This window comes from Olsenella sp. AGMB03486, from assembly GCF_040884255.1.
GTDB classification, from domain to species: domain Bacteria; phylum Actinomycetota; class Coriobacteriia; order Coriobacteriales; family Atopobiaceae; genus Olsenella_L; species Olsenella_L kribbiana.
In genome coordinates this window covers 193,108-218,716 of the sequence record NZ_JBEVTM010000001.1, presented here as the reverse complement: position 1 = coordinate 218,716, position 25,609 = coordinate 193,108, and the positions used below count along the sequence as shown (strand labels likewise).

The window sequence follows — 25,609 nt, the reverse complement described above, 5'->3', positions numbered from 1 at the left end:
CTAGATGCGACGGGTATGATGCGACGTTCCGTCGCATTGTCAGATCAGCGAATCGGGATCGTCAGTGACCTCGGCGTCCATGAGCTTCTCGTGGATGCCGCAGTACTTCGATCCCGGACGGGCCATGTTGCGGCAGCGCATGCCGTCAGGGCTCACATACTCGCAGCGATGACCTTCCTCGCCCTCGTCTGCAATCAGCGTGTCCTCCTCATGCTGCACAGCCGGGATATGCGCCCCATTCAGGATGCTCTTTGCGAGCGACTCGTTCTTGATATCGATATGGTAGCCCGTGAGGCGAGCTGCCAGGCGTGCGTTCTGGCCTTCCTTGCCGATAGCGAGGGAGAGCTGGTCGTCCGGCACGATGACCGTGCAGTAGTTGGACTCGGGGTCGACAAGCACGCGCGAGACCTTGGCAGGCGACAGGGCGTTTGCGACACGCTTTGCCGGATCTTCGTCCCAGAGCACGACGTCGACGCGCTCGCCGCGGAGCTCGGAGACGACCGTGCGGACACGGCTGCCCTTCGGGCCGACGCAGGCGCCAACAGGATCGAGGTGCTCGTCGACAGAGGAGACAGCGACCTTCGAGCGGATGCCCGGCTCGCGGGCGACGGAGTTCACCTTCACGACCTTGTCATAGACCTCAGGCACCTCGAGCTCGAAGAGCTTCGCGATGAGGTTCGGGTGCGTACGGGAAATCACGATGGCCGGACGCTGGCGCTCGCCGCGCGTCGGCTGCACCGTGCTGTTCGGGTCGCGCACGTCGACGATGATGGCTTTGATGCGCTGATTGTGCGCATAGTGCTCGCCGACCGGACGCTCGTTGCGCTCGTCAGGATGGCGATGGAGATCGAAGTGCGGAAGCTCTGCCTCGACGCCCTCGCGGATCTTCACGATCGTGAAGTCAGGTGTGGACTGGAGCACCGTACCGGTGATGATGTCGCCGATACGGTCGGAGAACTCCTCATAGATCTGCTGGCGGGCAGCATTGCGCACGATGTTGTTGATCTCAGCCTTTGCCTGCTGGGCAGCAAGACGGCTCGTGTCCTTCGGCGTGACGTCGATCTCGTCGAACTCCTCGAACTCGCCGGTCTCGTCGTTCCAGGACTCGTCCTTCGGCTCGAGGCGGTAGACGTATATCCTGCCGGTCTGGCGGTCGATTGTGACCTTTGCGCCCCAATCGAGGTGCAGGATGTCGGCGTAGCTCTTTGCGAGCGACTGCTCGAGGCGGTCGAGCAGATAGAGCTCGTCGATGTGCTTTTCCTTGCAGAGCGCCATGAGCGCTTCCATCATTTCAGATGCCATATCTCATTCCTCCTTGGCGGCCTAGTTCTTGCCGCCACGCTTCTTTCCAGCAGTATCGAAATCGGGCTTGATCGTGCACTTGGCGATCTCATCGAGCGAGAAGCGCTGCTCCCCTTCGTCGGTATCGATCGTGACTGCGCCATCCTCGAAGCCCTTGAGGACGCCCGTCCAGCGCTTTCTGCCTTCAGCCCTGTCCAGCTTGATCTGGACGGTCTCGCCTGCGAAGCGCTCGAAGTCATGCGGACGCCTGAGCGGCCTCGACATGCCCGGCGACGAGATCTCGAGCGTATAGGCCCCCGGGAAGGGATCGAGCTCGTCCACGACCTCGTTGATCCAGCCGCCCTGTGCCGTCACCTCGTCGAGCGTGATCGGCTCTGCATCCTCGTCTGCGTGATCGATCCTGATGCAGACGATCGGAGCGGTCTTTGCGCCCTCGACGCTCACGTCCACGATATCGATCGCATGCGCAGGCGCTGCCTTCTCGAGGGCATCTATGATGTCCTGTTCCTGTGCGCTCTTCGACACAGCCATCCCCTCCTTCGGGCTATCGGCCCTACATAACAAAGGAAGCGGGGCGAAAACTCCACCCCACTTCCTCTACGATTGAACTTTGACAGTGGTAGTTTAATACGAGTGTCACCCATCGTCAAACCTGCACATTTTTCTGAGAGGGAACTCCATGACTCTCCAGCAGCTCCGCTATCTCATCGCCGTGGCCGAGCACGGCTCCATCAATGCAGCGGCAAGAAACCTCTATACCGCCCAGTCGAATGTCTCCTGCGCGATGCGCGACCTCGAAGAGGAGTTCGGCTTCGAAATCTTCACCCGCTCGAACAGGGGCGTCGAGCTCACGGCGGAAGGCACGGAGCTTCTGGGCTATGCCCGCCAGGTCATTGAGCAGGCAGACATGCTCGAGGAGCGCTTCATCCAGGGGTCTGCCCCGCAGGAGCGCCTTGCCGTATCTGCCCAGCATTACGCCTTCTCCGTGCAGGCCTTCGTCGACGTCGTGAAGAGCTGCTCAAGCCCCGAATACGACTTTGTCATGCGCGAGACCGCGACAGGCGCGATCATCTCCGATGTCCGCGACTTCAGGAGCGAGATCGGCATCCTCTATCTCGATGGCTTCAATAGGCCGGTCCTCGAGAAGGCATTCGAGGATGCACGGCTCGACTTCCATCCCCTCTTCGATGCGCCGGTCCACGTCTTCGTGGGCGAGCAGCATCCTCTGGCGGAGAAGGACCTCATCCAGCCCGAAGACCTCGAGCCCTATCCGCGCTACTCCTTCGAGCAGGGTACGGAGAACTCTTTCTATTATTCTGAAGAGCCGCTTTCACAGCTTCCACACAGAAAGACCATCCGCTACTCCGACCGCGGCACGCTCACGAGCCTTCTTACCCACTTCGACGGCTATACGCTCTCCACAGGCGTGCTCTCGGATGAGATGCAGTCAGGCATCGCCTCGGTCCCTCTCGCAGGAGCGCCTACCATGCGTGTCGGCTATGTGATCCACCGTGAAAGGCGTCCGAGCGCCCTGCTCTCCCGCTACATCGAGCGCCTGCGCGAGATCATCCGCACAAACAGCTCGGAGTGCACCTACCTCGAAGACGATGCCGGCACGCGCTAGCGCCTGCATCCCGGCAGGAACATTCCATAGACAGCAGAAGGGCTCCGCACCGTTTTCAGTGCGGAGCCCTTCCTCGAATCTCGTTGAGCCCTCAGGCTAGATAGCGACGATGTTCACGAGCTTGCCTGGAACGACGATGACCTTCTTGATCGTCTTGCCTTCGAGGTAGCTGGCGACAGCCTGCTTCGCCGCCTCCTCGACCACGTCCTTCGATGCATCGGCAGCGACCTCGGCGTGGCCGCGGACCTTGCCCTTGACCTGGACAGCGATCGAGACGGTCTGGCTCTGGGCCTGCTTCTCGTCGAACTCAGGCCAGGGAACGTTGTAGACGGAATCCGTCTCGCCGAGCGCGGCATGCCAGAGCTCTTCGGACCAGTGCGGAGCGATCGGCGCCATCATGCGGACAATCGCAGAAGCGCAGGCGCAGCCAAGCGCTGCATCGCCCGTGCCATTGGGGTGCGCGTTCACATACTTCGATGCTGCATTCACAAGCTCCATGATGGCAGAGATGGCCGTGTTGAACTGTGTGCGGTCGAAGTCCTGCGTGCACTTGATGCCGAGACGGTTGAGCTCGCGGTTGAGCTCCTTGCCGCCCTCGTCGAGCTTGCTGACATTGACAGCGCCAGCTGTCTTCGCATCGGCACCCTCGACGAGCTGCCAGACAATCCTCCAGGCACGCTTGAGGAAGCGGTTGCAGCCTGCGACTGCCTCCTCATCCCAGGAGAAGTCCTTCTCGGGAGGAGCGACGAAGAGGATGGCAAGACGCATCGTATCTGCGCCATACGGCTCGATGACAGAGGAAGGAGGAACGACATTGCCCTTCGACTTCGACATCGTCTCGCCGTTTGCATCCTTGACCATGCCCTGGCAGAGCAGGTTCGTGAACGGCTCGTCGAATTTCACGAGGCCCATGTCGCGCAGGACCTTCGTCCAGAAGCGCGAATAGAGCAGGTGAAGGATAGCGTGCTCGATGCCGCCGATGTAGTTGTCGACCGGCATCCAGCGGTCCACGGCCTCGCTCGAGAACGGCGCCTTGTCGTTGTGGGGGTCGGTATAACGCATGTAGTACCAGCTCGAGCACGTGAACGTGTCCATCGTGTCCGTGATGCGCTTTGCCGGACGTCCGCACTTCGGGCAGGTCGTCTCATAGAACGGCGCATACCCTGCAAGCGTCTCGCCAGCACCGAGGTCGAGGTTCTCAGGAAGCCTGACAGGAAGGTCCTCTTCTGGCACAGGCACGTCGCCGCAGACGTCGCAGTGGATCATCGGTATGGGGTTTCCCCAGTAGCGCTGGCGGCTGATGAGCCAGTCGCGCAGGCGGTACTGCACCTTCGTGCGGCCGCAGTTGTGCTCCTCGAGCCAGGACACGATATCATCGACGGCTTCGGAGTGCTTGCCGCCCTTCATGCCCGTGAACTCGCCGGACTGCACGAGGTAGCCCTCTGCTGCCATCGCGGAATCCCAGTCGACGTTCGTGACGACGAGGTCGCGCTGGTCCTTGAGCTCGTCGTAGAGCGGATCTTCCTTCTCGCAAATGATCGGCGGGATCGGCAGGCCATACTTGCGGGCGAAGTCGAAGTCGCGCTGGTCGCCGCAGGGAACGCCCATGACGGCACCGGTGCCGTAGTCCATGAGGACATAGTCGGCAACCCAGATGGGAGCCGGCTTGCCATTGATCGGGTTGATCACATAGCGGCCCGTGAAGATGCCGTGCTTCTCGCGCGCCGTGCCCTGGCGGTCGACTGAAGAGACCTTCTCCGTTGCGGCCTTGAGCGCCTTGAACTCTTCTTCATGCTCTGTGCCAGCCACGAGCTCTGCAGCAAGGTCGCTCTCGGGCGGAAGCACCATGAACGACACGCCGAAGAGCGTATCGGCACGGGTCGTGAAGACCGTGATCGTGCGGTCCGTCGGAGTGACGCCGTCGGTGTCGGCGAGCTTGAAGTCGATCTCTGCACCCTCGGAGCGGCCGATCCAGTTGCGCTGCTGTGCCTTCACGTTCTCGGGCCAGCCAGTCAGCTTGTCGAGGTCGTCCAGGAGCTCTTGGGCGTAATCGGTGATCTTGAGGTACCACTGGGAGAGGTTGCGCTTCTCCGGGATGGAGCCGCACCTCCAGCAGCGGCCCTCGACGACCTGCTCGTTGGCCAGGACCGTCTTGCACGTCGGGCACCAGTTCACCGGGCTCGTCGCACGGTAGGCAAGGCCGCGCTTCCACATCTGGATGAACATCCACTGGCCCCAGCGGTAATACTCGGGGTCGCAGGTGTTGAACATGCGGTCATAGTCGTAGGAGAAGCCCATGCGCTTCATGGTCTTCACGGCCTGGGCGATGTTCTGGTATGTCCACTTTGCAGCCTGCGTATGGTGCTTGATGGCAGCATTCTCTGCCGGCAGGCCGAATGCATCGAAGCCCATCGGATGCAGCACATCGTAGCCGCGCATGCGTGCCTGGCGTGCCATTGCATCGCCGATCGTATAGTTCCTGGCATGGCCCATGTGGAGGTCTCCCGAAGGATACGGGAACATCTCGAGCACATACTTCTTCGGCTTGGCGGGATCGGTATCCGTCTTGTAGAGATCCTCTTCCTCCCAGGTGCGCTGCCACTTGGTCTCGATGGCCTGGGCATCGTACTCCGGGATGGCAGACGTCTCGTTCGTGCTGTCACTCATCCTGAGCGCTCCTTCTAACGCGGAAGCAGGTAACGGACTCTGATTATAACGGCTCAGCATTTCCATGCGCTTAAACATCTCGTCCCCATATGGACACGAGGCCGACACGGGCATGTATACCTCGTGGTATAAAGCGTGCGAACTGCTGAAATGGCTCCATAAACGTCACAATGAGTGGGTCTGGCCACAGAGAGAGGAAGGCAATCCTTGCTCCGCTTTGAAGAATATGCGCGTCCGTGCTCGCCCGAAGAGGCGCTCGCGCTCCTTGAGGAACATCCCCATGCCACCGTGCTCGGTGGCATGATGTGGCTCCGCCTCCAGGACAGGACCGTCCCCTATGCGATCGACCTTGCATCGGCGGGCCTTGACTATGTGAAGCACGTCGACGGAAAGATCCATATCGGTGCCATGGCGAGCATCGAGCGTGCACGCACCGACGAAGCATTTGCACGCCTTACCGCAGGCGCCTTTGCAGAGGCGACGGAGGGCATTGTCGGTACCCAGTTCAGGAACCAGGCAACCGTCGGTGGCTCCGTCTTTTCCCGCATGGGCTTCTCCGATGTGCTCTGCTGTCTTCTTCCCTTCGATGCCGAGGTCACGCTCGCAAAGGCTGGCACGTTGCCGCTTGCCGAGTTTGCCCGCATGGGCACCGTGCACGATGTGCTCACAGAGGTTTCGCTATCCGATACGCCGGCACGCGCCGCCTTCGAAGGCGTGAGGCTCTCTGCCACGGACTTCAGCGCCCTCAATGTCTGCGCCGTCTGGCAGGATGGCTCCTGGCGCCTCGCCGTAGGATCGCTTCCGAAGCGTGCACAGCTTGTGGACCTCTCGTCCTGCACGCTCTCAGAGCACCCATCGAATGACGAGCTCGACCGGGTGGAAGAGCTTGTCGCAGCACTTCCCTTCGGATCCGATATGCGTGGCTCTGCCTCCTGGAGAAAGGCGGCAGCGCGCAAGCTGGCACGCCGTGCCATCGAGCATGCAGCCGCTAATCCGCTTTCATCTGAAACCTCTGAGATCAGAGAGGATGCACGATGAGCGAAAGCATCGAGATTGCCTTCACCCTCAATGGACGCCCCGTCACGACCAAGGCAGACCCGGCCGAGACGCTCCTCTCCTGGCTCAGGAAGCATGGAATCAAGAGCGTGAAGTGCGCCTGCGAGACGACGAACTGCGGCCTCTGCACCGTGCTTGTCGACGGCTCGCCCGAACTCTCCTGCGCCCTCATCATGTCCCGCGTCTCGGGCCATGATGTGCTGACGCTCGAAGGCATGGGCAGGGAGCGCAAGGAGCTTGCAGAGTGCCTTGCTGCAGAAGGAGCAGACCAGTGCGGCTTCTGCGCCCCAGGCCTCGAGATGGCCGTGCTTGCGCTCGACCGCACGAATCCTGATGCCACCGACCATGAGATGAGGAGTTTCCTCGCAAACAATCTCTGCCGCTGCACAGGCTACACATCCCAGATGCGTGCCATCAGGCGCTTCCTCGGCCGTGACCGCGCTGCAGGAGCAGAGATCTCCCAAGGCTCTGCCGAAGCAGAGGCGGCCGTCGAGCAGGTGCGCAAAGCCGCTGCCGAGATCGAGACGCCAGACCGTGGAAAGACGCTCTCCTCTGCCGTCGTGAAGAAGGATGCAGAGGCGCTCCTCGCAGGACGTCCCGTCTATACCGACGACCTTGCACCGGATGATGCCTACATCGTGCGTCTCGTGCGCTCCTCTGTCCCCCATGGCCGCGTGCTTTCCGTCGATACGGAAAAAGCGCTTGCAATCCCGGGCGTTGTTGCCATCTATACCTCGAAGGATGTTCCTCATCACCGCTTCACGCTTGCAGGGCAGAGCTACCTCGAGATGAGTCCCTATGACACGTGCATCCTGGACGACACCGTGCGCTACATCGGAGATGAGGTCGCTATCGTCGTCGCCGAGAACGAGGTCGCAGCAGAACTTGCCATGCACGCCGTGAAGGTGAAATACGAGAAGCTGCCCTACGTGCTCGATGTCTGCGAATCCCTCGACAATCCCTGCATCATCCACGACGAGGACGACTGGGCCTTCGGCGGCGACAAGACCGGAGACCCGAAGCGCAATCTCGTCGCGACAGGCGGCCATGAATACGGCGATGTGGATGCAGGCTTCGAAGCAGCCGATGTCGTGCTCGCGCATACCTATCATACGCAGGCAGCCGAACAGTCGATGATGGAGACATTCCACTGCTATGCAACGACCGATGCCTTCGGCCGCATCACGATTGTGAGCTCGACGCAGGTCCCCTTCCATATCCGCCGCCAGGTGGCGACAGCCTTGGGCATCCCCCAGAGCCGCATCCGTGTCGTGAAGCCCCGCGTCGGCGGCGGCTTCGGCGCGAAGCAGTCAGGCTCCTGCGAGGTCTACGCTGCCTTTGCAGCCATACAGACCGGACACCCCTGCAAATGCATCCTGACACGCCAAGAGACGCTCTCGGCCACGAACTCCCGCCACGAGATGTATCTCACGGTGAAAATCGGTGCGAAGCGTGACGGCACACTCACAGCAATAGATCTTCATGTCCTCTCCAATGCCGGTGCCTATGGCTACCATGGCTCGACGACCGTGACACTTGCGGCAGGAAAGACCCTGCCCATCTACAACCAGGTGCCGAGCCGCTTTGCCTACAACGTCTGCTACACCGACACGATGCCGGGAGGCGCCTTCCGTGGCTATGGCGCGACACAGGGCTGCTTTGCCGTCGAGTCTGCCGTGAACGAGATGGCAGATACCCTCGGCATGGACCCTGCCGAAATCCGCCTCAAGAACCTCGTCACGGCAGGCCAGAACCTCCACCAGCTCAACGAAGAGCCGCTCAGGAGCTGCCGGGCAGTGGAGTGCCTGAAACGCGCGCTCGAGATGGCAGGCTGGAAGGACAGACCCTTGAGCGAAGACCTCGGAGACCGTGTCCGTGGCATCGGCCTGGCGCTTACGATGCAGGGCTCCGGCATCAGCAATGTCGATATCGCGAATGCCGACATCACGCTCGAGGATGACGGATTCTATATCCTCGATATCGGTGCGACCGACGTCGGCACGGGAGCCGATACGATCCTTGCACAGATTGCCGCCGAGGTACTCGAGTGCCCTGTCGACGATATCGTGGTAAAGGGCGTGGACACCGACACCTCCCCGTACGATACGGGTGCCTACGCCTCGAGCGGCACCTATACCTCGGGTGGTGCCGTGCTCCGCGCAGCCGAGGAGCTCAAGAGAAAGATCTGCGCCCAGGCTGCTTCCTGGTGGAAGGCCGCACCCGACGAGGTCACGTTCTCGGAAGGCGTCGTCACGAGCGCCGACGGCACGCAGCAGATGAGCGTGAAGGAGCTTGCGAACAGGGCCATCGGCTTCGGTCTCAACCAGGGCCATCTTTCCGGCCATGGCGCAAACACGCAGCCGCAGTCGCCTCCTCCCTTCATGGCAGGCGTCGCCGAAGTGGAGGTCGACAAGGCAACCGGCAAGGTCACGCTCACCGACTATGCTGCCGTCGTCGACTGCGGCACGGTCATCAATGTGCCGCTTGCCCGTGTGCAGGCAGAGGGTGGCCTTGTCCAGGGCATCGGCATGGCCCTGACCGAGCAGGTCGTCTACGATGCACACGGTCACATGCGCACCGATTCCTTCATGCACTACAAGATCCCCTCGCGCCTCGATGTACCCGACATGCGCGTGGAGTTCATGCCCAGCTATGAGCCGACTGGCCCCTTCGGTGCCAAGTCCATCGGCGAGGTCGTCATCAATACGCCCTCCCCGGCGATTGCAAGCGCCGTCGCCCATGCGACAGGCCGCTACGTGAGGTCGCTTCCGATCCTGCCGGAGAAGGTCCTGCTCGGCGAAGATGGCTAGGCAGTTTTCATATCGCAGGCAGAGCGCCTTCCGGGTCATCCGGGAGGCGCTCTCTTCTTCTCAGCCTTGCTATGAAAAGAGCCCCTGCACAAAGCAGAGGCTCTGAGCAGATCTTGTCTTCGCTCCTAGCGGAAGTTCACGTTCGGATCCTGGTCCTTCAAGACGACGTCGTGTGCTCCGCCCTCGACGAGCGAGGTTGCGCTCACAAGCGTGAGCTTTGCCTTGTCGCGAAGCTCTTTGAGGTTGAGGGCACCGCAGTTGCACATCGTGGAGCGGACCTTCAGGAGCGAGCCATCGACGTTCTCCTTGAGCGAGCCCGCGTACGGGACATAGGAGTCGACGCCTTCGACGAAGGAGAGGCCCTTCTTCTTGCCGCCGAGGTCGTAGCGCTGCCAGTTGCGGGCACGGGCAGAGCCCTCGCCCCAGTACTCCTTCATGTAGGAGCCATTGACATTCACGCGGCGGGTCGGGGACTCGTCGAAGCGTGCGAAGTAGCGGCCGAGCATCATGAAGTCAGCACCCATAGCAAGGGCAAGCGTCATGTGGTAGTCGTAGACGATGCCGCCGTCAGAGCACACCGGCACATAGACGCCGGTCTCCTTGTAGTACTCGTCACGGGCACGGCAGACATCGATGAGAGCAGATGCCTGGCCACGGCCGATGCCCTTCTGCTCGCGCGTGATGCAGATGGAGCCTCCGCCGATGCCAACCTTCACGAAGTCAGCGCCGCAGTCCGCGAGGAAGCGGAAGCCTTCGGCATCGACGACGTTGCCAGCGCCGACCTTCACGGAATCGCCGTAGTGGGCACGAATCCAGTCGAGCGTGAGCTTCTGCCACTCGCTGAAGCCCTCGGATGAGTCGATGCAGAGCGCATCGGCGCCTGCCTCGATGAGGGCAGGGACGCGCTCGGCATAGTCGCGCGTGTTGATGCCGGCGCCGACCATGTAGCGCTTGTGGGCGTCGAGGAGCTCGTTCGGGTTCGACTTGTGGGAGTCGTAGTCCTTGCGGAAGACGAGGGAGACGAGGTGCTGATCCTTGTCGACAATCGGCAGCTGGTTGAGCTTGTGCTCCCAGATGATATCGTTTGCGGTCTTGAGCGTCGTGTCGTCGGGAGCGGTGATGAGCTTTTCGAACGGCGTCATGAAGTCGCGGACAAGCTTGCCACGGTCGTCGCGCGAAGGACGGTAGTCACGGGACGTGACGATGCCGAGGAGCTTGCCGTGGCCGGTGCCGTCATCCGTGACGGGCATGCAGGAGTGGCCCGTCTCTTCCTTCAGGTCCATGACCTGCTGGAGCGTCATGTCAGGCGTGAGCGTCGAGTCGGACTCGACAAAGCCTGCCTTGTAGGACTTGACCTCTGCGACCATCGCAGCCTCGGCCTCCACGGACTGTGAGCCATAGATGAAGCTCATGCCGCCCTGCTGGGCAAGCGCGATTGCCAGACGCGGACCGGAGACAGCCTGCATTATTGCAGACACCATCGGGATGTTGAGCGTGATCGAAGGCTCTTCTCCACGCTTGAAGCGCACGAGCGGTGTCTTCAGGGAAACATTGTCCGGAATGCACTCGGATGATGAATAGCCAGGCACCAGCAGGTACTCAGAGAAAGTGTGGGACTCTCCTTCGAAGAATGTTGCCATGAAGCGTTGCCTCCATCTGCTCGAAACGCTACGTCCGTTTTGGTTGAACGGATTGTAGCACCCATCTGCCTATTATTTGCATCCATTCACCTAAAACGGGGAATCGGGCGCAGAACCCGATTCCCCGCATAAGCTCCCCTATCCTTCGTTCATGACATCCTGGAAGTTGACAGCAATGTCATGCTTCGTGGGCACCCACTCGACCTTCTTGAAGAGTGCTACGACCGTGATCGGAATGTACGTCATCATGAACAGCGGGAACGTGAAGATGTTCGTGATGATGCGCCACTTCTTGCGCGCATGGATGTGCTTGCGCTCGGAGACCGTCGTGATGATTGCGAGCAGGAAGAACACGACATACATGGAGCCGAAGGTCATGACAAGAGAGCCGACACACATGAGGAGCTCGCCCTGCGTTGCCAAAAAACCATGGCTTGCCGCGCCGATGCCGAGATAGGCGGCATTCACGAACGCGGAGATGAGCGTCAAGATCATGCCTGGAGCGATGGTCATGAGCAGGTCATAGGAAGCGAACTGCTTCTTGCGGATGCCGTGGGCAAGGTCGCGCACATAGCTGAAGAAGACCTGGTAGAAGCCCTTCGTCCAGCGCATGCGCTGAATCCAGGATGCCTTGAACGTGACCGGCTGCTCATCGAAGAACTCTGCTGGTGCGTAGCCGATCTGGATGTTGTTCGCGGCGCAGAACGTCGAGAACTGGATGTCCTCCGTGAGCAGGTGGAAATCCCAGCCGTGCATGCCGCGGATGATGCTCGAGGAGACAAGCCAGCCAGAGCCCGAGATGGCAGCAGAGGTGCCAAGCTCCATGCGGGCATTGTTCAGGAACTTCGCCTCGCGCAGGAACCAGAGCGCATAGGCTGCAGAGACCCAGGAGGAATCGAAGTTCTTGGAGTTGCGGTAGGACGTGAGGACCAGATAGCCCTGGTCGAAGGCATCGTTCATGATCTTCGTATAGTCAGGCGAGACGATGTTGTCGGCGTCGAAGACGAAGAAGCCGTCATACTTGTCGCCAGTCTCGTCGAGGATGCGGTTGAACGCATAGTCGAGGACCCAGCTCTTGCCCTTGCGCACAAGGTCATTGCGCTCCCAGGTGATGGCACCGGCATCGAGCGCTTCCTTGTACGTGTTGTCCGTGCAGGCATCTGCCACGACATAGACGTCCATGAGCTCACGCGGATAGTTCTGCGAGAGGATGGAGCGCACGAGGTTGCCGATGACAGGCTCCTCGTTGTGGGCTGCAATCACGAAGGCATAGCAGTGCTGCTTCTTGGCAGGCGGTATCTTCACGTCGCCGCGTCTCCACACATGCAGGATATAGACGAACTGGTAGAAGTATGCCAGCGTGAAGAACAGCAGCATGATGAAGTTGAAGATTACGATGGGCGTCAGGCCCGCCTTGATCATCGTATATCCCACGAAGCAACCCCTCTTTCCTCAGGCGCACGTCGGGCGCTCTCACAGGGACAGGCCAAGCTCCGGGCACACCTCGCGTCCCCGCTCGGTCTGGCCCATCGAGGTACCTTGAAGTGATTCTAATACATTCAGAAGATCGTCTGGCAGTCTGTCAGCCAACTCTATGGTCTCTCCAGTACATGGATGGTCGAAGCGAATATGCCAGGAGTGGAGGAACTGCCGTGTGAGCCCCTTGTTCTGAAGGAGGCTGCCCTTTCCGTAGAGCGGATCTCCTACAACCGGGTGTCCGATATGGCGCATATGCACACGGATCTGGTGCGTGCGTCCCGTATAGAGATGGCACTCGAGGAGGCTGTAGCCTTCGTCGCGCCTTCCCGCCTCGAAGCGCTCGAGCGTCTTGAACGTCGTGATCGCTTCGCGTGCCCCCGGATCGTCCGATACCGCCATGCGCAGGCGGTCCTTCGTGGACCTCGCAATGCCCGTCACGATCGTGCCGTCGTCAGGTGCTACATAGCCATGCACGAGCACGACATAGCGCCTGTCGAGGACACGGAGGCGGATGAGGTCCTGGAGCGCCTTCTGCGTCCTGTCATCCTTGGCAGCAACCATGAGGCCCGAGGTATCGCGGTCGAGCCTGTGCACGATGCCGGGGCGCTCCTCTCCCTGGAGCATGCCGAGATGTCCATAGCCGCAGTGAGCGACGAGCGCATTGGCAAGCGTATCGTCCACGTGTCCTGGCGCCGGATGGCAGACAAGGCCTGCCTGCTTCGAGAGCACGATCAGATATTCGTCCTCGAAGCGGATATCGAGCGGTATATAGGGATTGGGGGCAAGAGGGCCGCCTACCTCTTCCGGCTCTTCGACTTCGGCCTGGATGCGGTCGCCCAAGCATACCTTCTCGCTCTTCGAGTCGGCATGCGTGCTGTTGATCGTGACGGCACCGGATTCGATGAGCTTGGCGCAGGCGCTCCTCGACGGCATATTGTCCTGAGATGCCAGAAAGCTGTCGAGACGTTCGCCGTCGCCTTCCGGCCCCACGAGAAATGTCCTGAGTGCACTAGCCACGCCTGTCCTCGCCTCCCTCACGGATAAGGCAGATGAGAACGCAGATGACGCCCAGCGTCACGAAGATGTCTGCGACATTGAAGACCGGAAAGTCCATGAACTGGGTCGCGAAGAAGTCTGTGACAGATCCCTGGACGAGGCGGTCGATCATGTTGCCGATGCCGCCGCCTGCGACAGCGCCAAGCGCGAGTGCGAACGGCACCGAGAGCTCTTCCTTCCAGACGGCGAGAAGAGCCAGGATGAAGATGGCGACAGCTATTGCGACGAAGAAGAAGCCCTTGCCCTCGCCCATCGAGAAGGCAGCGCCTGTGTTCTCCACATGGAGAAGGCGCAGCACGCCGGGAATGAAGGGGGCAGTGTCTCCTGTCTTTGGGAGCGTGCTCCTCACCCAGGCCTTCACAATCTGGTCCAAGATGACAGCCACTGCCGCCATCGCCAGAAAGAGCGTGATCCTTGTCCTTCGTCCTGCCTTTGCCATCCATCCTCCTTCTTCATGAAAAGGCGGCCATGCCAAGCACGGCCGCCTCCTATTGTTGCACGGAATCGCTATGCGCGTGCGTTTGCCTCTTCGACGGCTGCGTGGCAGCGCGGGCAGAGGCCGTCTGCGCCGAGCGTGCGCCAGTTCCAGCAGCGCGGGCACTTCTCGCCCTCGGCCGGAAGCACGGTGCAGGCAAGCTCGTCGCCCTCGGAGAGCTTCACGTCAGAGCAGACGAACGGCTCGGCGAGATCGCAGCCAAGCTCGCCAGCGAGGAGCTCATACAGATCATGCGGCAGCACGAGCTCGGCACGAGCGGCCTGGGACGTCTTCTCGGAAATCGTCCCTGCTGCCTGCGCCTCCTCGTATGCCTTCGTGAAGGCGCTCCTGGCCTCGGTCATTGCGTTGTAGGCCGGCAGGTACTTCTCGAAGACCTCGTCTGCGACCGGATTCTCGAACCAGTCGAGAAGGGCGGCGAACGTCTGGCCGTCCTTGAGCGACTTCGGCAGGTATGCCATGGCCTCGTCGGTCGTGTAGGCAAGGATCGGCTGGAAGTCGTGGATGAGCATCGAGAGGATGTATGCCCAGGTCGTCTGTGCGCTCCTGCGCTCCTTCGAGTCCCTGCCGCCGCAGTACATGCGGTCCTTCGTCGCGTTCAGGTAGCCGTTCGAGAGCTCCGTCACGTAGTCGTAGAGGTTGCGGTAGACGACGTTGAAGCGATACTCGCCATACGCCTTCTCGACAGCCTTGTGGACCTCGCACATATGGGCAAGTGTCAGCTTGTCGTAGGCCGTGAGCTCCTCGAAGGGAAGTCCGTCGGCATCAAGCTCGAACTGGCCCTCGAGCTCGCCGAGGAGGAACCTGAACGTGTTCCTGATCTTGCGGTAGGCATCGCCGACGTGGTCCAGGATCGTATCGTCGCAGGGGACATCGGTCGACGTATCGACAGAGGCCACCCAGAGACGCAGGACATCGGCACCGCGTGTGTTGCAGACCTTGTTCGGGTCGATGACATTGCCGAGGGACTTGGACATCTTGCGCCCTTTGCCGTCAAGCGTGAAGCCCTGGGAGACGACAGACTTGTAGGGAGCTACGCCGTAGGCGCCCACGCTTGTCATGAGCGAGCTCATGAACCAGCCGCGGTGCTGGTCGGAGCCCTCGAGGTACATGTCGGCAGGGAACTTGAGGTACGGACGGTGCTTGCAGACAGCAGTGTGCGAGACGCCAGAGTCCCACCAGACATCGAGGATGTCCTTGTTCGCCTTGAGGTTGTGGCTGCCGCACTTCGGGCAGACGCAGGCATCGCCGAGGTAGTCCTTCGGATCCTCCGTAAACCAGGCATCGGAACCCTTGGCACGGAAGAGGTCGATGACCTTGTCGAGCGTCTCGTCATTCAGCACGGTCTCGCCGCAGTCCTGGCAGGTGTAGGCAGGGATGGGCACGCCCCAGTTCCTCTGGCGCGAGATGCACCAGTCCGGGCGCTGCTCGACCATGGAGCCGATGCGCTTGATGGAATGGGCCGGATAGAAGCGGACGTGGCTGAGCGCGTCGAGCGCCTCCTTGCGAAGGCCGGTCTGGTCCATGGAGACGAACCACTGGCTCGTGGCACGGAAGATGACCGGCTGCTTGCAGCGCCAGCAGTGCGGATAGGAGTGCGTGATGTCTTCATGAAGGATGAGGGTGCCACGCTCCTGGAGCCACTCGATGATCTTCGGGTTGGCATCGTTCACGTTCATGCCGGACCAGGGGCCGCCTGTGCCCATGCCGTCGCCCTTGTAGAAGTTGCCGTCGTCGTCGACCGGCATCACGATCGGGATGTTGAAGCGCATGCCGGCATTGTAGTCGTCGACGCCGTGGCCGGGAGCGGTGTGGACGATGCCGGTACCATCTTCGAGCGTGACGTAGTCAGCATAGATGAACTCGCCCTCGACGCCCTGGTCGCCGAAGATCGGCTGCTTGTACTTATTGTGGCAGAGCTCGGTGCCCGTCATCTTCCAGACAGAGCCGTCAGCGGTGCGGGCAAGCTCGTAGTCGCTGTAGCCGAACTTCTCGCAGTCCTTCTCGACGAGCGCCTCTGCCATGAGCTCGCAGCGTCCGTCAACGACGACGCCGACGTACTCGGCTTCAGGATGGAGGATCACGGCGTCATCGGCAGGAAGGGTCCAGGGCGTCGTCGTCCAGATGTCGACCCAGAGATTTCCCTTGTAGGCCTCGAGTCCCTCCGGCACTGTCGTCATCTCGAAGCGCACGAAGATTGCCGGCGACACCTCGTCGCTGTACTCGATCTCCGCCTCGGCGAGAGCCGTATGGCAGTGCATGCACCAGTGCACCGGCTTCCTGCCACGATAGATGGCGCCCTTGTCGAAGATGGCTTTGAAGATCTCGACGTCGGTCGCATCGTAGTCATGCGTGTAGGTCAGATACGGATTTGCCCACTCGCCGAGGACGCCGAGGCGCTTGAAGCCCTGGCGCTGCGTGTCGACCTGCTCGACAGCCATCTTGTTGCAGATCTCGCGGATCTTGACGGTCGGGAGCTGGTTGAACTTCTCCGTGCCGAGCTTCTCCTCGACCTTGTGCTCGATCGGCTGGCCGTGGCAGTCCCAGCCCGGAACATACGGCGTCTGGTAGCCGCGCATGGACCAGTAGCGGTTGATGATGTCCTTCGAGATCTTGTTCTGTGCATGTCCCAGATGGATCGGGCCGTTTGCATACGGAGGTCCGTCATGCAGCACGAACTTCTCGTGACCTTCGTTCTTCTTGAGAAGCAGGCCGTACACATCGTTCTGCTCCCACTGCTCGAGACGTTTGGGCTCATGCTGTGCAAGGCCTGCACGCATGGGGAACCCGGTCTTCGGCAGGTTCATCGTCTTCTTGAACTCGTTAGCCACCTTGAGACCCTCGCTTTCCGGAAAGCTTTAGGGCTTTCCCTCCCAAAGGACGCCTTGCATAAATAAAGCGCCCCGTCCCTCTTGCTGGGACGAAGCGCTGCTTTTGGCACACTTCGCTTGTAGACCACCCAGCGAGCGGAAACTCCGCCGTACTCGGCTGGCCTATGACGGCGGCCAATCCGGTGGTGCCTACTGGCAGGGCTTCTGCGTTCGGGCCACGGCTCCAAGGTGATATTCCCTTCCGCTCCGGTCACGGGATTCCAGCAGCCCCGCTCTCTGGCGGCCGTGCTTGGAAGGTACTCGTCCTCTTCATTGCCTCTGGCGACACATAGTAGCACTCATCGGCCGCCGAAGGCACCTGCTCATATATTCTGGACAGAGAAACGATGCCGCCCTGAAACAATTGCTGCCGGAACGCTCGTGGCGCATCTCTTATATATGCTCTTATATGCTCTTATGCCTTCCGCTCATGGATTTGTCGCATCCTTGCTCAATCTGGTATGCCAGTATGGTCACATCTATGTAGATATGACAAGAAGAAAGCAGAGCATGGGCGAACCAGAACCGGCCGACAGGCGCTATCTCGAGCTTCTCTCAGAGAAGTTCCCGACCGCCCAGACGGCATTCACCGAAATCATCAATCTCGAAGCCATCCTCAACCTGCCGAAGGCAACCGAGCACTTCGTCTCCGACATCCACGGAGAGTACGAGGCCTTCGAGCATATCCTCAACAACTGCTCGGGCGTCATCCGCGAAAGGGTGCGCTCGACGTTCTCTCTGGAGCTCACGACAAGCGAGCAGCAGGACCTCTGCACCCTCATCTATTATCCGCAGGAGAAGCTCCGCCGCATGAAGGAGGAGGGGCGCGCGACCGAGGAATGGTATGCCATCTCCCTTACACGCCTCGTGCGTCTGGCACGCTACCTTTCGGGCTCCTACACGCGCTCGAAGGTCAGGAAGGCGATGCCCGTCGCCTATGCCTACATCATCGACGAACTCCTTCACTTCACGCCGGACGAGCGCAAGGTGCGCCAGGTCTACCACGAGCGCATCATCACCTCGATCATCGACACGGGGTCTGCTGACGACTTCATCTGCTCTCTTGCCTCCTTGATCAAGCGCCTCGCGGTCGACACGCTCCATGTGGTCGGAGACATCTATGACCGTGGCCCTCACGCCGAGCTCATCATCGAGCGCCTCATGCGCTACCACTCGGTCGACATCCAGTGGGGAAACCACGATATCCTCTGGATGGGGGCAGCAGCAGGGTCTCCCGTCTGTCTTGCCGCCATCATCCGCAACAACATCCACTACGACGCTCTTGCCATCCTCGAGAACTCCTATGGGATAAGCCTGAGGGAGCTTGCCCTCTTCGCCGAACGCACCTACCAGAAGGACGACGTGCTCTCCCCCTTCGAGAAGGCCATTTCCGTCATCATGTTCAAGCTCGAAGGCCAGACGATCCAGCGTCATCCGAACTGGCAGATGGAAGGACGTCTCCTTCTCGGCAACATCGACAAGGAGCGCGGCTGTGTGCGCATCGGAGACAAGGAATATGAGCTCGCGACGTCCGACTTCCCGACCGTCGATTCCGAGCACCCCTATCAGCTGAGCGTCGAGGAGTCCAAGGTCATGGCCCATCTCGTCGAGAGTGCACGCTCATCGGAGCGCCTGCAGCGCGACATCGGCTTCCTCTATGACCATGGATCCATGTATCTCGTGCACAACAGGAATGTCCTCTTCCATGCCTGTCTGCCGATGAAGCAGGATGGCTCCTTCAATCCCGTGAAGCACGGGGATACGCTCTATGCAGGCAAGGCCTACCTTGACTATGCAGAGCGTGTCGCAAGGACCGCCTGGCACCAGCATGACCAGCTCTCGCTCGACTGGATGTGGTATCTCTGGTGCGGCCGCTTCTCGCCGCTCTCGGGCCGCGAGGTCAGGACCTTCGAGCGCACCTATGTGAAGGATCAGACTACCTGGAAGGAGCCGAGAGACCCCTACTATGCGCTCGTGAGCAAGCCCGAGATCGCAGACCGCGTGCTTGCCGAGTTCGGCCTCACAGGACCGCACTGCCACATCGTGAACGGGCACACGCCGGTGCACGCCTCGGCGGGCGAGAGCCCCATCCGCGCAGACGGCAAGGTCCTCGTGATCGACGGCGGCTTCTGCCGCGCCTACCACCACACGACAGGCATTGCAGGATACACGCTCATCGCCGAGGCCACAGGCATGCGCATCAAGGCGCACCGCCCCTTCAGCTCCATCCATGATGTGCTCGACCTCAACGAGGACATCGTCTCCGATACCGACAAGTTCGAGTATGAGGAGAGGCCGCTCCTGATCGGCGACACGGACACCGGCGCTGAGATCCGGCAGCAGATAGCAGATCTCAGGGCGCTTCTCGATGCCTACCGATGCGGCCTACTTGTGGAGCACGCCGCACACTGACGGGACGATTTGCCGCATTCTCTCCAGAATTCGGAGATGTGTGTCTCTATTTCCGGCCTTAGGGTACATGTTCTGTCAATGCAGTTGGAAATGGGTGCTCAGGCGCCCGCAAGGAGAAGACGATGGACAACAAGAAGCAACGACAGTCGATGATCTTGTACCTGATCGTCGCTATCGCGCTGATCTTCGGCCTGAACTCGTACTTCAACCCCACCATGTACCAGCAGGTGACGGATGTAAGCTACAGCACGTTCCTCGAGATGGTCGATGACAACCAGGTCTCCAAGGTCGACCTGGATACCAGCACGAACGAGATCACGTTCAAGGCAAAGGACTCCTCGGGTGTCGAGAAGACCTATTCGACGACCGCATTCCCGAACGATGACGGACTCGTGGACAGGCTCACCGAGCACAAAGTCGACATGTCGGCATCCATCCCGAACGAGAACCAGAACCTGCTCTACTATATGCTCCTGAGCTACATCCTGCCGCTTGCAATCGTGTTCTTCTTGGGCTGGCTCATCAACCGCCGCATGCGCAAGCAGATGGGCGACACGATGGACTTCTCGGGCGGATCGGGCTTTGGCGGCCTTGGAGGAGGCGGCCTCGGCAAGTCCTCTGCCAAGGAGGTCAAGGGCGAAGAGGTCCACACGACCTTCAAGGATGTCGCAGGCCAGGACGAGGCAAAGGAATCCCTGCAGGAGATCGTGAACTTCCTGCAGCACCCTGAGAAGTACAACGAGATCGGTGCACGCTGCCCCCGTGGCGCCCTGCTTGTCGGCCCTCCGGGCACAGGCAAGACCCTCCTCGCACGTGCTGTCGCAGGCGAGGCCGGCGTCACGTTCTTCCAGATCTCCGGCTCCGAGTTCGTCGAGATGTTCGTCGGCCGTGGTGCCGCAAAGGTCCGCGACCTCTTCAAGGAAGCGAACAAGAAGGCTCCCTGCATCGTCTTCATCGATGAGATCGATGCTGTCGGCAAGAGGCGCGACACCTCGATCAACTCCAACGACGAGCGCGAGCAGACACTGAACCAGCTCCTCTCCGAGATGGATGGCTTTGACAACCACAAGGGCATCGTCGTGCTTGCCGCCACGAACAGGCCCGAGACGCTCGACCCGGCACTGCTGCGCCCAGGCCGCTTCGACCGCCGCATCCCCGTCGAGCTCCCCGATCTTGCCGGCAGGAAGGCAATCCTTCAGCTCCACGCGAACGACGTGAAGATGGAGCCGGGCATCGACCTCGATGTCATTGCCCGCTCGACCCCAGGCGCTTCCGGCGCTGATCTTGCCAACATCATCAATGAGGCAGCCCTTCGCGCAGTCCGCATGGGCAGGAAGCGCGTCTCCCAGGAAGACATCCAGGAGTCCGTCGAGGTCGTAATCGCCGGCGAGAAGCGCAAGTCGACGGTGCTCTCCGAGCATGAGAAGCAGGTCGTCTCCTACCACGAGGTCGGCCACGCTATCGTCGCCGCCACCCAGCGCTCCGATGCTCCGGTCCAGAAGATCACGATCGTGCCGCGCACGTCGGGCGCTCTCGGCTATACGATGCAGGTCGACGAGAACGAGCATTTCCTGTCCACGAAGAAGGACATGGAAGAGCAGATCGCTGTCCTCTGCGGCGGCCGCGCTGCTGAGGAGCTCATCTTCGGCGAAGCCACGAACGGTGCCTCGAACGATATCGAGAAGGCGACGCAGATCGCCCGCGCCATGGTCACGCAGTACGGCATGACCGAAGAGCTCGGCATGGTCGCCCTGGGCCAGCAGAGGAACCGCTACCTCGGCGGCGGATCTGAGCTCACCTGCTCCGAAGGCACGGCCGAAAAGGTCGACGAGATGATCCAGAAGATTGTCGAGGAGGGCCACCAGACCGCCCTCAAGACGCTCCAGGACCACCGCTTCAAGCTCCATGAGATTGCCCGCTATCTCCAGAAGAAGGAGACCATCACGGGCGAGGAGTTCATGGCAATGTTCACGCGCGATGACGGCTTCGCTCCGCGCCCTGCACAGGCCCCGGCCCAGCAGTAGGACATCTGCTCTGCCGCAAGCAAGCGGGAGGCACTCACCAGTGCCTCCCGCTTTTTCATGTCAAGCTATTCTCTTTGCGCTCTCCCCTAGCGCCTGGCGCAGAGCTCCCAGAACGTGACTGCCGAGCTTGCTGCCACATTGAGCGAATCGACGCCGTGGCTCATCGGGATGATAGCGTGCCTGTCGCAGCGCGAGAGCACCTCATCGGAGAGTCCATAGCCTTCAGAGCCGAAGAAGAGCGCCTCATGGAGAGGTTCCTTCAGGGCCGGATCCGAAAGCGGCACCGCATCATCCGTGAGCGCCAATGCCACCGATGCGAAGCCCTTGCGTTCCAGGAGTGCGAAGAAGTCCCCAGGCCATCTGTCCTCCGCCTTTGCCCACGGCACCTGGAAGATCGTTCCCATGGATACCCTCACAGACCGCCTGTTCCAGGGATCGGCACAGCTAGGTGCCACGATCACGCCGTCCACGTCGAGCGCCGCGGCAGAGCGGAAGAGCGCCCCCACATTCGAGACATCGACGAGCCCTTCGAGCACCGCGAGGCGCACGCGCTCCTTCTCTGCGCAGAGGCGCTCCAGAAGCCCTTCTGCGGAAGGCAGCTGCGGGCGCTTCATCGCAGCGAGGACACCACGGTTGAGCCTATATCCTATGACCTTCTCCGACATGTTATGCGGAAGGAGAAGCACCGGCACATCGTCTGGCCAGACAGCCAGAAGGGATGAAATGCTTCCGACCTGCGATTCGTCTGCCAGAAGCGAGATCGGACGCACGCCTTCCTTGAGCGCTACCTCGATAGCGATCTGGGACTCGCAGATGAGAAGGGCACGTTCCGGCTCGAGCTCGCATCTCAGCTGATGGTTCGTGAGCCTCAGATACGGGTCGAGCCTTGGATCTTCGAGGTCTTCGATCAATTCTGGCTTCACGTTCTGGACCTTTCGTTTGAGCTCTGCCGTACGCCTTCCAATGCTGCTACGATAGCATCTCCGGAACCCAAGACAGGAAAGAGAGTCGAAGAGCAGTGTCCAGACATATGGAAAGCGATACGAGAAGGCCTGCCCGCAGCGCAGCGCATATATCGACCGCACAGGATGGGCAGAGCACCCCGAAGCATGAGGCAAGGCACAAGGCGCCCAGGCAGGAGCGTCCAGAACAGAGGAAGCAGAGGCGCAGGAAGGCCTCGAAGGCTCCCATCATCATCGCTGTCCTCGCTGCCATCTATCTTGTTGGCTCCGTCTTCTTCCTGAGCCATGCCCTTCCTGGCACCACGGCAGCAGGCAGAGACATTGCATTCGCAGGCTCCTCCAAGATCTCTGCCACCCTCAGGGATGCGTCTGATGGCTTCTCGGTCACCGTCACCGATGCGGATGGCACTGAGAGCTTCACGGTCTCGGGCGATAGTGCAGGCTTTGCTTACGATGCAGACAAGGCTGCTTCCGAGCTCCTCAAGGCCCAGAACGGCTTCGTGTGGCCTGTCGCAGCTGTGCGTTCCCTCTTCGCGAAGACTGATATCGTGCTTCCGTCTGATGCCGTCACGCTCGACGAGGAAGCCCTCTCGGATGCCGTGAGCACGGCCGTCGAGAACGTGAACGAGACAGCCACGCCCTCTGAGGATGCTCATCTTGCCTACGACGCAAGCCAGTCAACCTTTGTCGTCGCTTCTGAGACGAGGGGCACCCAGCTTCACGAGGACATCGTCGAGAACGCCGTGCGGACATCTTTCCAGCATCTGGCAAGCTCCTGCAAGCTGAACGATGCTGCCTATATCGCGCCAGAGGTCCTCTCGACCGATGAGCGCCTCGCCACTGCCATCCCTGCCGCCAACTCCCTCATGGGCGCCCAGCTCACGATCACGCTCGACGGCACGACCGTAGCGACGCCTTCCGACAACGTCGTCGCTGACTGGATCGAACTCGATGATTCCTTCATGCCGCAGCTGACGCAGGATGCCATCGAGAAGTGGGCAGAGGACAATTTCGATACCGTGGGGACCACGCGTACATTCACGAACTATGCAGGCGAGACGAAGACTGTCTCCTGCAACACGAACCCCGAGTCGGAAAGCACCTATGGCCAGCTTGTGGATGCTGAGAGCTTCGCTCAAGAGGCCTATGCCGCCGCCATGGCAAAGGACACTGCGACAATCGATATCCACGTCACACAGGAGGCAGATGGCTTCACGGAAGCCGGTGCGGCTGACTGGGGAGACCGCTACATCGACGTGGACATCACGAACCAGCATGCCGTGCTCGTGGATGCAGGACAGGTGCTCTGGGAATCCGATGTCGTGACCGGCAATGTCGCTGCCGGCAATGACACACCTCAGGGCGTCTTCACGATCCAGAACATGATGAACTCCATCACGCTCACGGGCGAGGATGCCTCCGAAAACTTCGTATACAACTGGATGGGCTTCATCAGCACGGTCTGGGGCCTCCATGATGCAACGTGGAGAACCGAGTTTGGCGGCGACATCTACAAGACAGAAGGCAGCCACGGCTGCGTGAACCTGCCGCTCGATGCGGCCAACGAGCTCTACGATCTCGTGCATGTCGGCGACGTCGTGGTCGTGCACGAGTAGAGCCTCTTTCTCCGTTCGCACAGGACGGTCTGCCATTTGCCGCTCTAAGGGATGCATTCATCCATATCTGCTGCAAGATTTATGGCACTATCCGCACCCGAGCGAAAGGAGCCTCCATGGGCCAGTATGTTCTGAACGAGAAGGATGGCCGCTACCTCTTCAACCTGTGCTCCAGCAATGGCCACATCCTGGGCACGTCTCTTGTCTTCCCGTCGCGCGAGGAGTGCCTTGCCGGCATCGATGCCGTGCGCGAGGATGCACCGGCTGCTGCTGTCGAGGATTCGACCGTCGATGCCTTCAAGCGCGAGCCGGCACCGAAGTACCGCATCTACGAGACGCTCTCGGGCAACTACTTCTTCCGCTTCTTCACGAAGGACAACGGCGACATCTTCCAGTCGCACAGCTACGAGAAAAAGGAGAGCCTCCTTCGGCGCATAGAGCGCATGCGCAATGAATGCGATTCCTCCATCGCTGCTGACGATATGTAGACATCAGCCGAAAGACGTGAACTCATATACATGAAAGCCCTCCCACGCCAGAGCATGGGAGGGCTTCTTTGTGTCTATGAATGCTGTTCTAGACGAGGTACTCGGCAATCTGGACGGCGTTCGTTGCAGCGCCCTTGCGGATCTGGTCGCCGCAGCAGAAGAACGTGAGGCCGTTGACGCCATCTGCAGCGGAGAGGTCGCGGCGGATCCTGCCGACGAAGACGAGGTCCTGGTCGGAGGTATCGAGCGGCATCGGGTAGCGCAGGTTCGCAGGGTCATCGACGACCTTGACGCCGGGAGCCGTGGAAAGGATCTCGCGTGCCTCATCCGGCGAGAGCGGGTTCTCGAACTCGAGCGTGATGGACTCGGAGTGGGAGCGCATGATGGGGACGCGGACGCAGGTGCAGTTCACGCGGACCTCCGGCAGGTGCATGATCTTCCTGCCTTCGTTCTGCATCTTCCACTCCTCGGACGTGTAGCCCTCGTCCTTGAAGCTGCCAATCTGCGGAATCAGGTTCATGGCAAGCTGGTAGGCGAAGGGGCTTGTATCCCCTACCTCGCCACCCTCGGCGAGCACCTTGAGCTCGCGTGTGAGCTCTGTGAGGCCCGGCATGCCAGCGCCGGATGCTGCCTGGTAGGTAGAGACAATCATGCGCTTCAGGCCTGCCGCCTTGTGGAGCGGATAGGTCGGCACAAGGCCGATGATCGTTGCGCAGTTGGGATTCGCAATGATGTTGCGGGGATGGTTCTGGATGTCTTCCGGATTGATTTCAGGAACGACCAGCGGCACATCCGGATCGAGACGGAAGGCATGCGAGTTGTCGACGCAGACCGCACCACGTGCTGCCGCCTCGGGCAGAAGTGCCTTGGCAATGCCGTCTCCTGCTGCACCGAGGACGATATCGATGCCGTCAAAGGCCTCAGGCTTTGCTTCCTTGACCTCGACCTCCTCGCCTTTGAACGTCAAGGTCTTGCCGGCGCTCTTCGCGCTGGCAAGCGGCACCAGCTCGCTTACCGGGAAGTTGCGCTCTTCGAGGCACTGCCTCATCTGGGTTCCGACGACGCCCGTGGCGCCGAGGATAGCTACGCGCTTTCCTGCCATGGTTCTTG

At 60.7% G+C, this 25,609-nt stretch carries 17 protein-coding genes; 7 read left to right on the top strand and 10 right to left on the bottom strand.

What is annotated here, in order from left to right:
• Positions 1 to 39 precede the first annotated feature (39 nt).
• Positions 40 to 1,302: a transcription termination factor NusA gene (gene nusA, locus ABVS03_RS00930; RefSeq protein WP_368017631.1), complete on the bottom strand. Its 1,263-nt coding sequence runs from the start codon at positions 1,300 to 1,302 to the stop codon at positions 40 to 42.
• Positions 1,303 to 1,323: 21 nt separating this feature from the next.
• Entirely contained in the window at positions 1,324 to 1,833 is a 510-nt protein-coding gene (gene rimP / locus ABVS03_RS00925) for a ribosome maturation factor RimP (RefSeq protein ID WP_330971110.1), read from the bottom strand.
• A 148-nt stretch (positions 1,834 to 1,981) separates the two neighbouring features.
• Between rimP and ABVS03_RS00920 the strand changes: the two genes are divergently transcribed.
• On the top strand, positions 1,982 to 2,926 hold the full coding sequence (locus ABVS03_RS00920) for a LysR family transcriptional regulator (RefSeq protein ID WP_304137739.1): 945 nt from the start codon (positions 1,982 to 1,984) through the stop codon (positions 2,924 to 2,926).
• 96 nt (positions 2,927 to 3,022) lie between these two features.
• Here the strand turns inward: ABVS03_RS00920 and leuS are convergent, their stop codons facing one another.
• Entirely contained in the window at positions 3,023 to 5,593 is a 2,571-nt protein-coding gene (leuS, locus tag ABVS03_RS00915) for a leucine--tRNA ligase (protein WP_368017630.1), read from the bottom strand.
• A 207-nt stretch (positions 5,594 to 5,800) separates the two neighbouring features.
• Between leuS and ABVS03_RS00910 the strand changes: the two genes are divergently transcribed.
• Both ABVS03_RS00910 and ABVS03_RS00905 read left to right on the top strand, forming a co-directional pair.
• Positions 5,801 to 6,631 carry an FAD binding domain-containing protein gene (locus tag ABVS03_RS00910; RefSeq protein WP_368017629.1) on the top strand — a complete coding sequence of 277 codons (831 nt, stop codon included), beginning with the start codon at positions 5,801 to 5,803 and terminating at the stop codon, positions 6,629 to 6,631.
• Positions 6,628 to 9,459 (top strand): molybdopterin-dependent oxidoreductase, encoded by a 2,832-nt coding sequence (locus ABVS03_RS00905; protein WP_368017628.1) that lies wholly within the window; start codon positions 6,628 to 6,630, stop codon positions 9,457 to 9,459. Before ABVS03_RS00910 ends, ABVS03_RS00905 begins: the two co-directional genes overlap by 4 nt.
• A 125-nt stretch (positions 9,460 to 9,584) precedes the next feature.
• On the opposite strand, the gene ABVS03_RS00900 is transcribed toward ABVS03_RS00905, so the two are convergent.
• The 5 genes from ABVS03_RS00900 to ileS all read right to left on the bottom strand — a co-directional run bounded on the left by ABVS03_RS00900 (position 9,585) and on the right by ileS (position 16,958).
• Complete coding sequence (locus ABVS03_RS00900; RefSeq protein WP_368017627.1) at positions 9,585 to 11,099, bottom strand: IMP dehydrogenase; 1,515 nt, start codon at positions 11,097 to 11,099, stop codon at positions 9,585 to 9,587.
• A 138-nt stretch (positions 11,100 to 11,237) separates the two neighbouring features.
• A complete protein-coding gene (locus tag ABVS03_RS00895; protein WP_330971163.1) occupies positions 11,238 to 12,521 on the bottom strand; it encodes a glycosyltransferase family 2 protein in 1,284 nt (427 codons plus the stop codon).
• 51 nt (positions 12,522 to 12,572) lie between these two features.
• On the bottom strand, positions 12,573 to 13,595 hold the full coding sequence (locus ABVS03_RS00890; protein WP_330971116.1) for an RluA family pseudouridine synthase: 1,023 nt from the start codon (positions 13,593 to 13,595) through the stop codon (positions 12,573 to 12,575).
• Positions 13,588 to 14,073 carry a signal peptidase II gene (gene lspA / locus ABVS03_RS00885; RefSeq protein ID WP_368017626.1) on the bottom strand — a complete coding sequence of 162 codons (486 nt, stop codon included), beginning with the start codon at positions 14,071 to 14,073 and terminating at the stop codon, positions 13,588 to 13,590. The genes ABVS03_RS00890 and lspA overlap by 8 nt, the downstream gene beginning before the upstream one ends.
• Before the next feature lie 68 nt (positions 14,074 to 14,141).
• Complete coding sequence (gene ileS / locus ABVS03_RS00880) at positions 14,142 to 16,958, bottom strand: isoleucine--tRNA ligase (RefSeq protein WP_368017625.1); 2,817 nt, start codon at positions 16,956 to 16,958, stop codon at positions 14,142 to 14,144.
• Positions 16,959 to 17,507: 549 nt separating this feature from the next.
• Here ileS and ABVS03_RS00875 point away from each other — a divergent pair.
• Together ABVS03_RS00875 and ftsH are read left to right on the top strand one after the other, a co-directional pair.
• Positions 17,508 to 19,409 carry a fructose-1,6-bisphosphatase gene (locus ABVS03_RS00875; RefSeq protein WP_368017624.1) on the top strand — a complete coding sequence of 634 codons (1,902 nt, stop codon included), beginning with the start codon at positions 17,508 to 17,510 and terminating at the stop codon, positions 19,407 to 19,409.
• 122 nt (positions 19,410 to 19,531) lie between these two features.
• Positions 19,532 to 21,433 (top strand): ATP-dependent zinc metalloprotease FtsH, encoded by a 1,902-nt coding sequence (gene ftsH / locus ABVS03_RS00870; RefSeq protein ID WP_368017623.1) that lies wholly within the window; start codon positions 19,532 to 19,534, stop codon positions 21,431 to 21,433.
• Positions 21,434 to 21,519: 86 nt separating this feature from the next.
• Here ftsH and ABVS03_RS00865 read toward each other — a convergent pair whose 3' ends face one another.
• A complete protein-coding gene (locus tag ABVS03_RS00865; RefSeq protein WP_368017622.1) occupies positions 21,520 to 22,356 on the bottom strand; it encodes a TrmH family RNA methyltransferase in 837 nt (278 codons plus the stop codon).
• 107 nt (positions 22,357 to 22,463) lie between these two features.
• Here ABVS03_RS00865 and ABVS03_RS00860 point away from each other — a divergent pair, with 107 nt between their 5' ends.
• Together ABVS03_RS00860 and ABVS03_RS00855 are read left to right on the top strand one after the other, a co-directional pair.
• Positions 22,464 to 24,011 carry a L,D-transpeptidase gene (locus ABVS03_RS00860; protein ID WP_368017621.1) on the top strand — a complete coding sequence of 516 codons (1,548 nt, stop codon included), beginning with the start codon at positions 22,464 to 22,466 and terminating at the stop codon, positions 24,009 to 24,011.
• A 116-nt stretch (positions 24,012 to 24,127) separates the two neighbouring features.
• A complete protein-coding gene (locus ABVS03_RS00855; protein ID WP_330971123.1) occupies positions 24,128 to 24,499 on the top strand; it encodes a YegP family protein in 372 nt (123 codons plus the stop codon).
• Positions 24,500 to 24,587: 88 nt separating this feature from the next.
• On the opposite strand, the gene ABVS03_RS00850 is transcribed toward ABVS03_RS00855, so the two are convergent.
• Positions 24,588 to 25,601 carry an aspartate-semialdehyde dehydrogenase gene (locus ABVS03_RS00850; protein ID WP_368017620.1) on the bottom strand — a complete coding sequence of 338 codons (1,014 nt, stop codon included), beginning with the start codon at positions 25,599 to 25,601 and terminating at the stop codon, positions 24,588 to 24,590.
• Between the last annotated feature and the right edge of the window lie 8 nt (positions 25,602 to 25,609).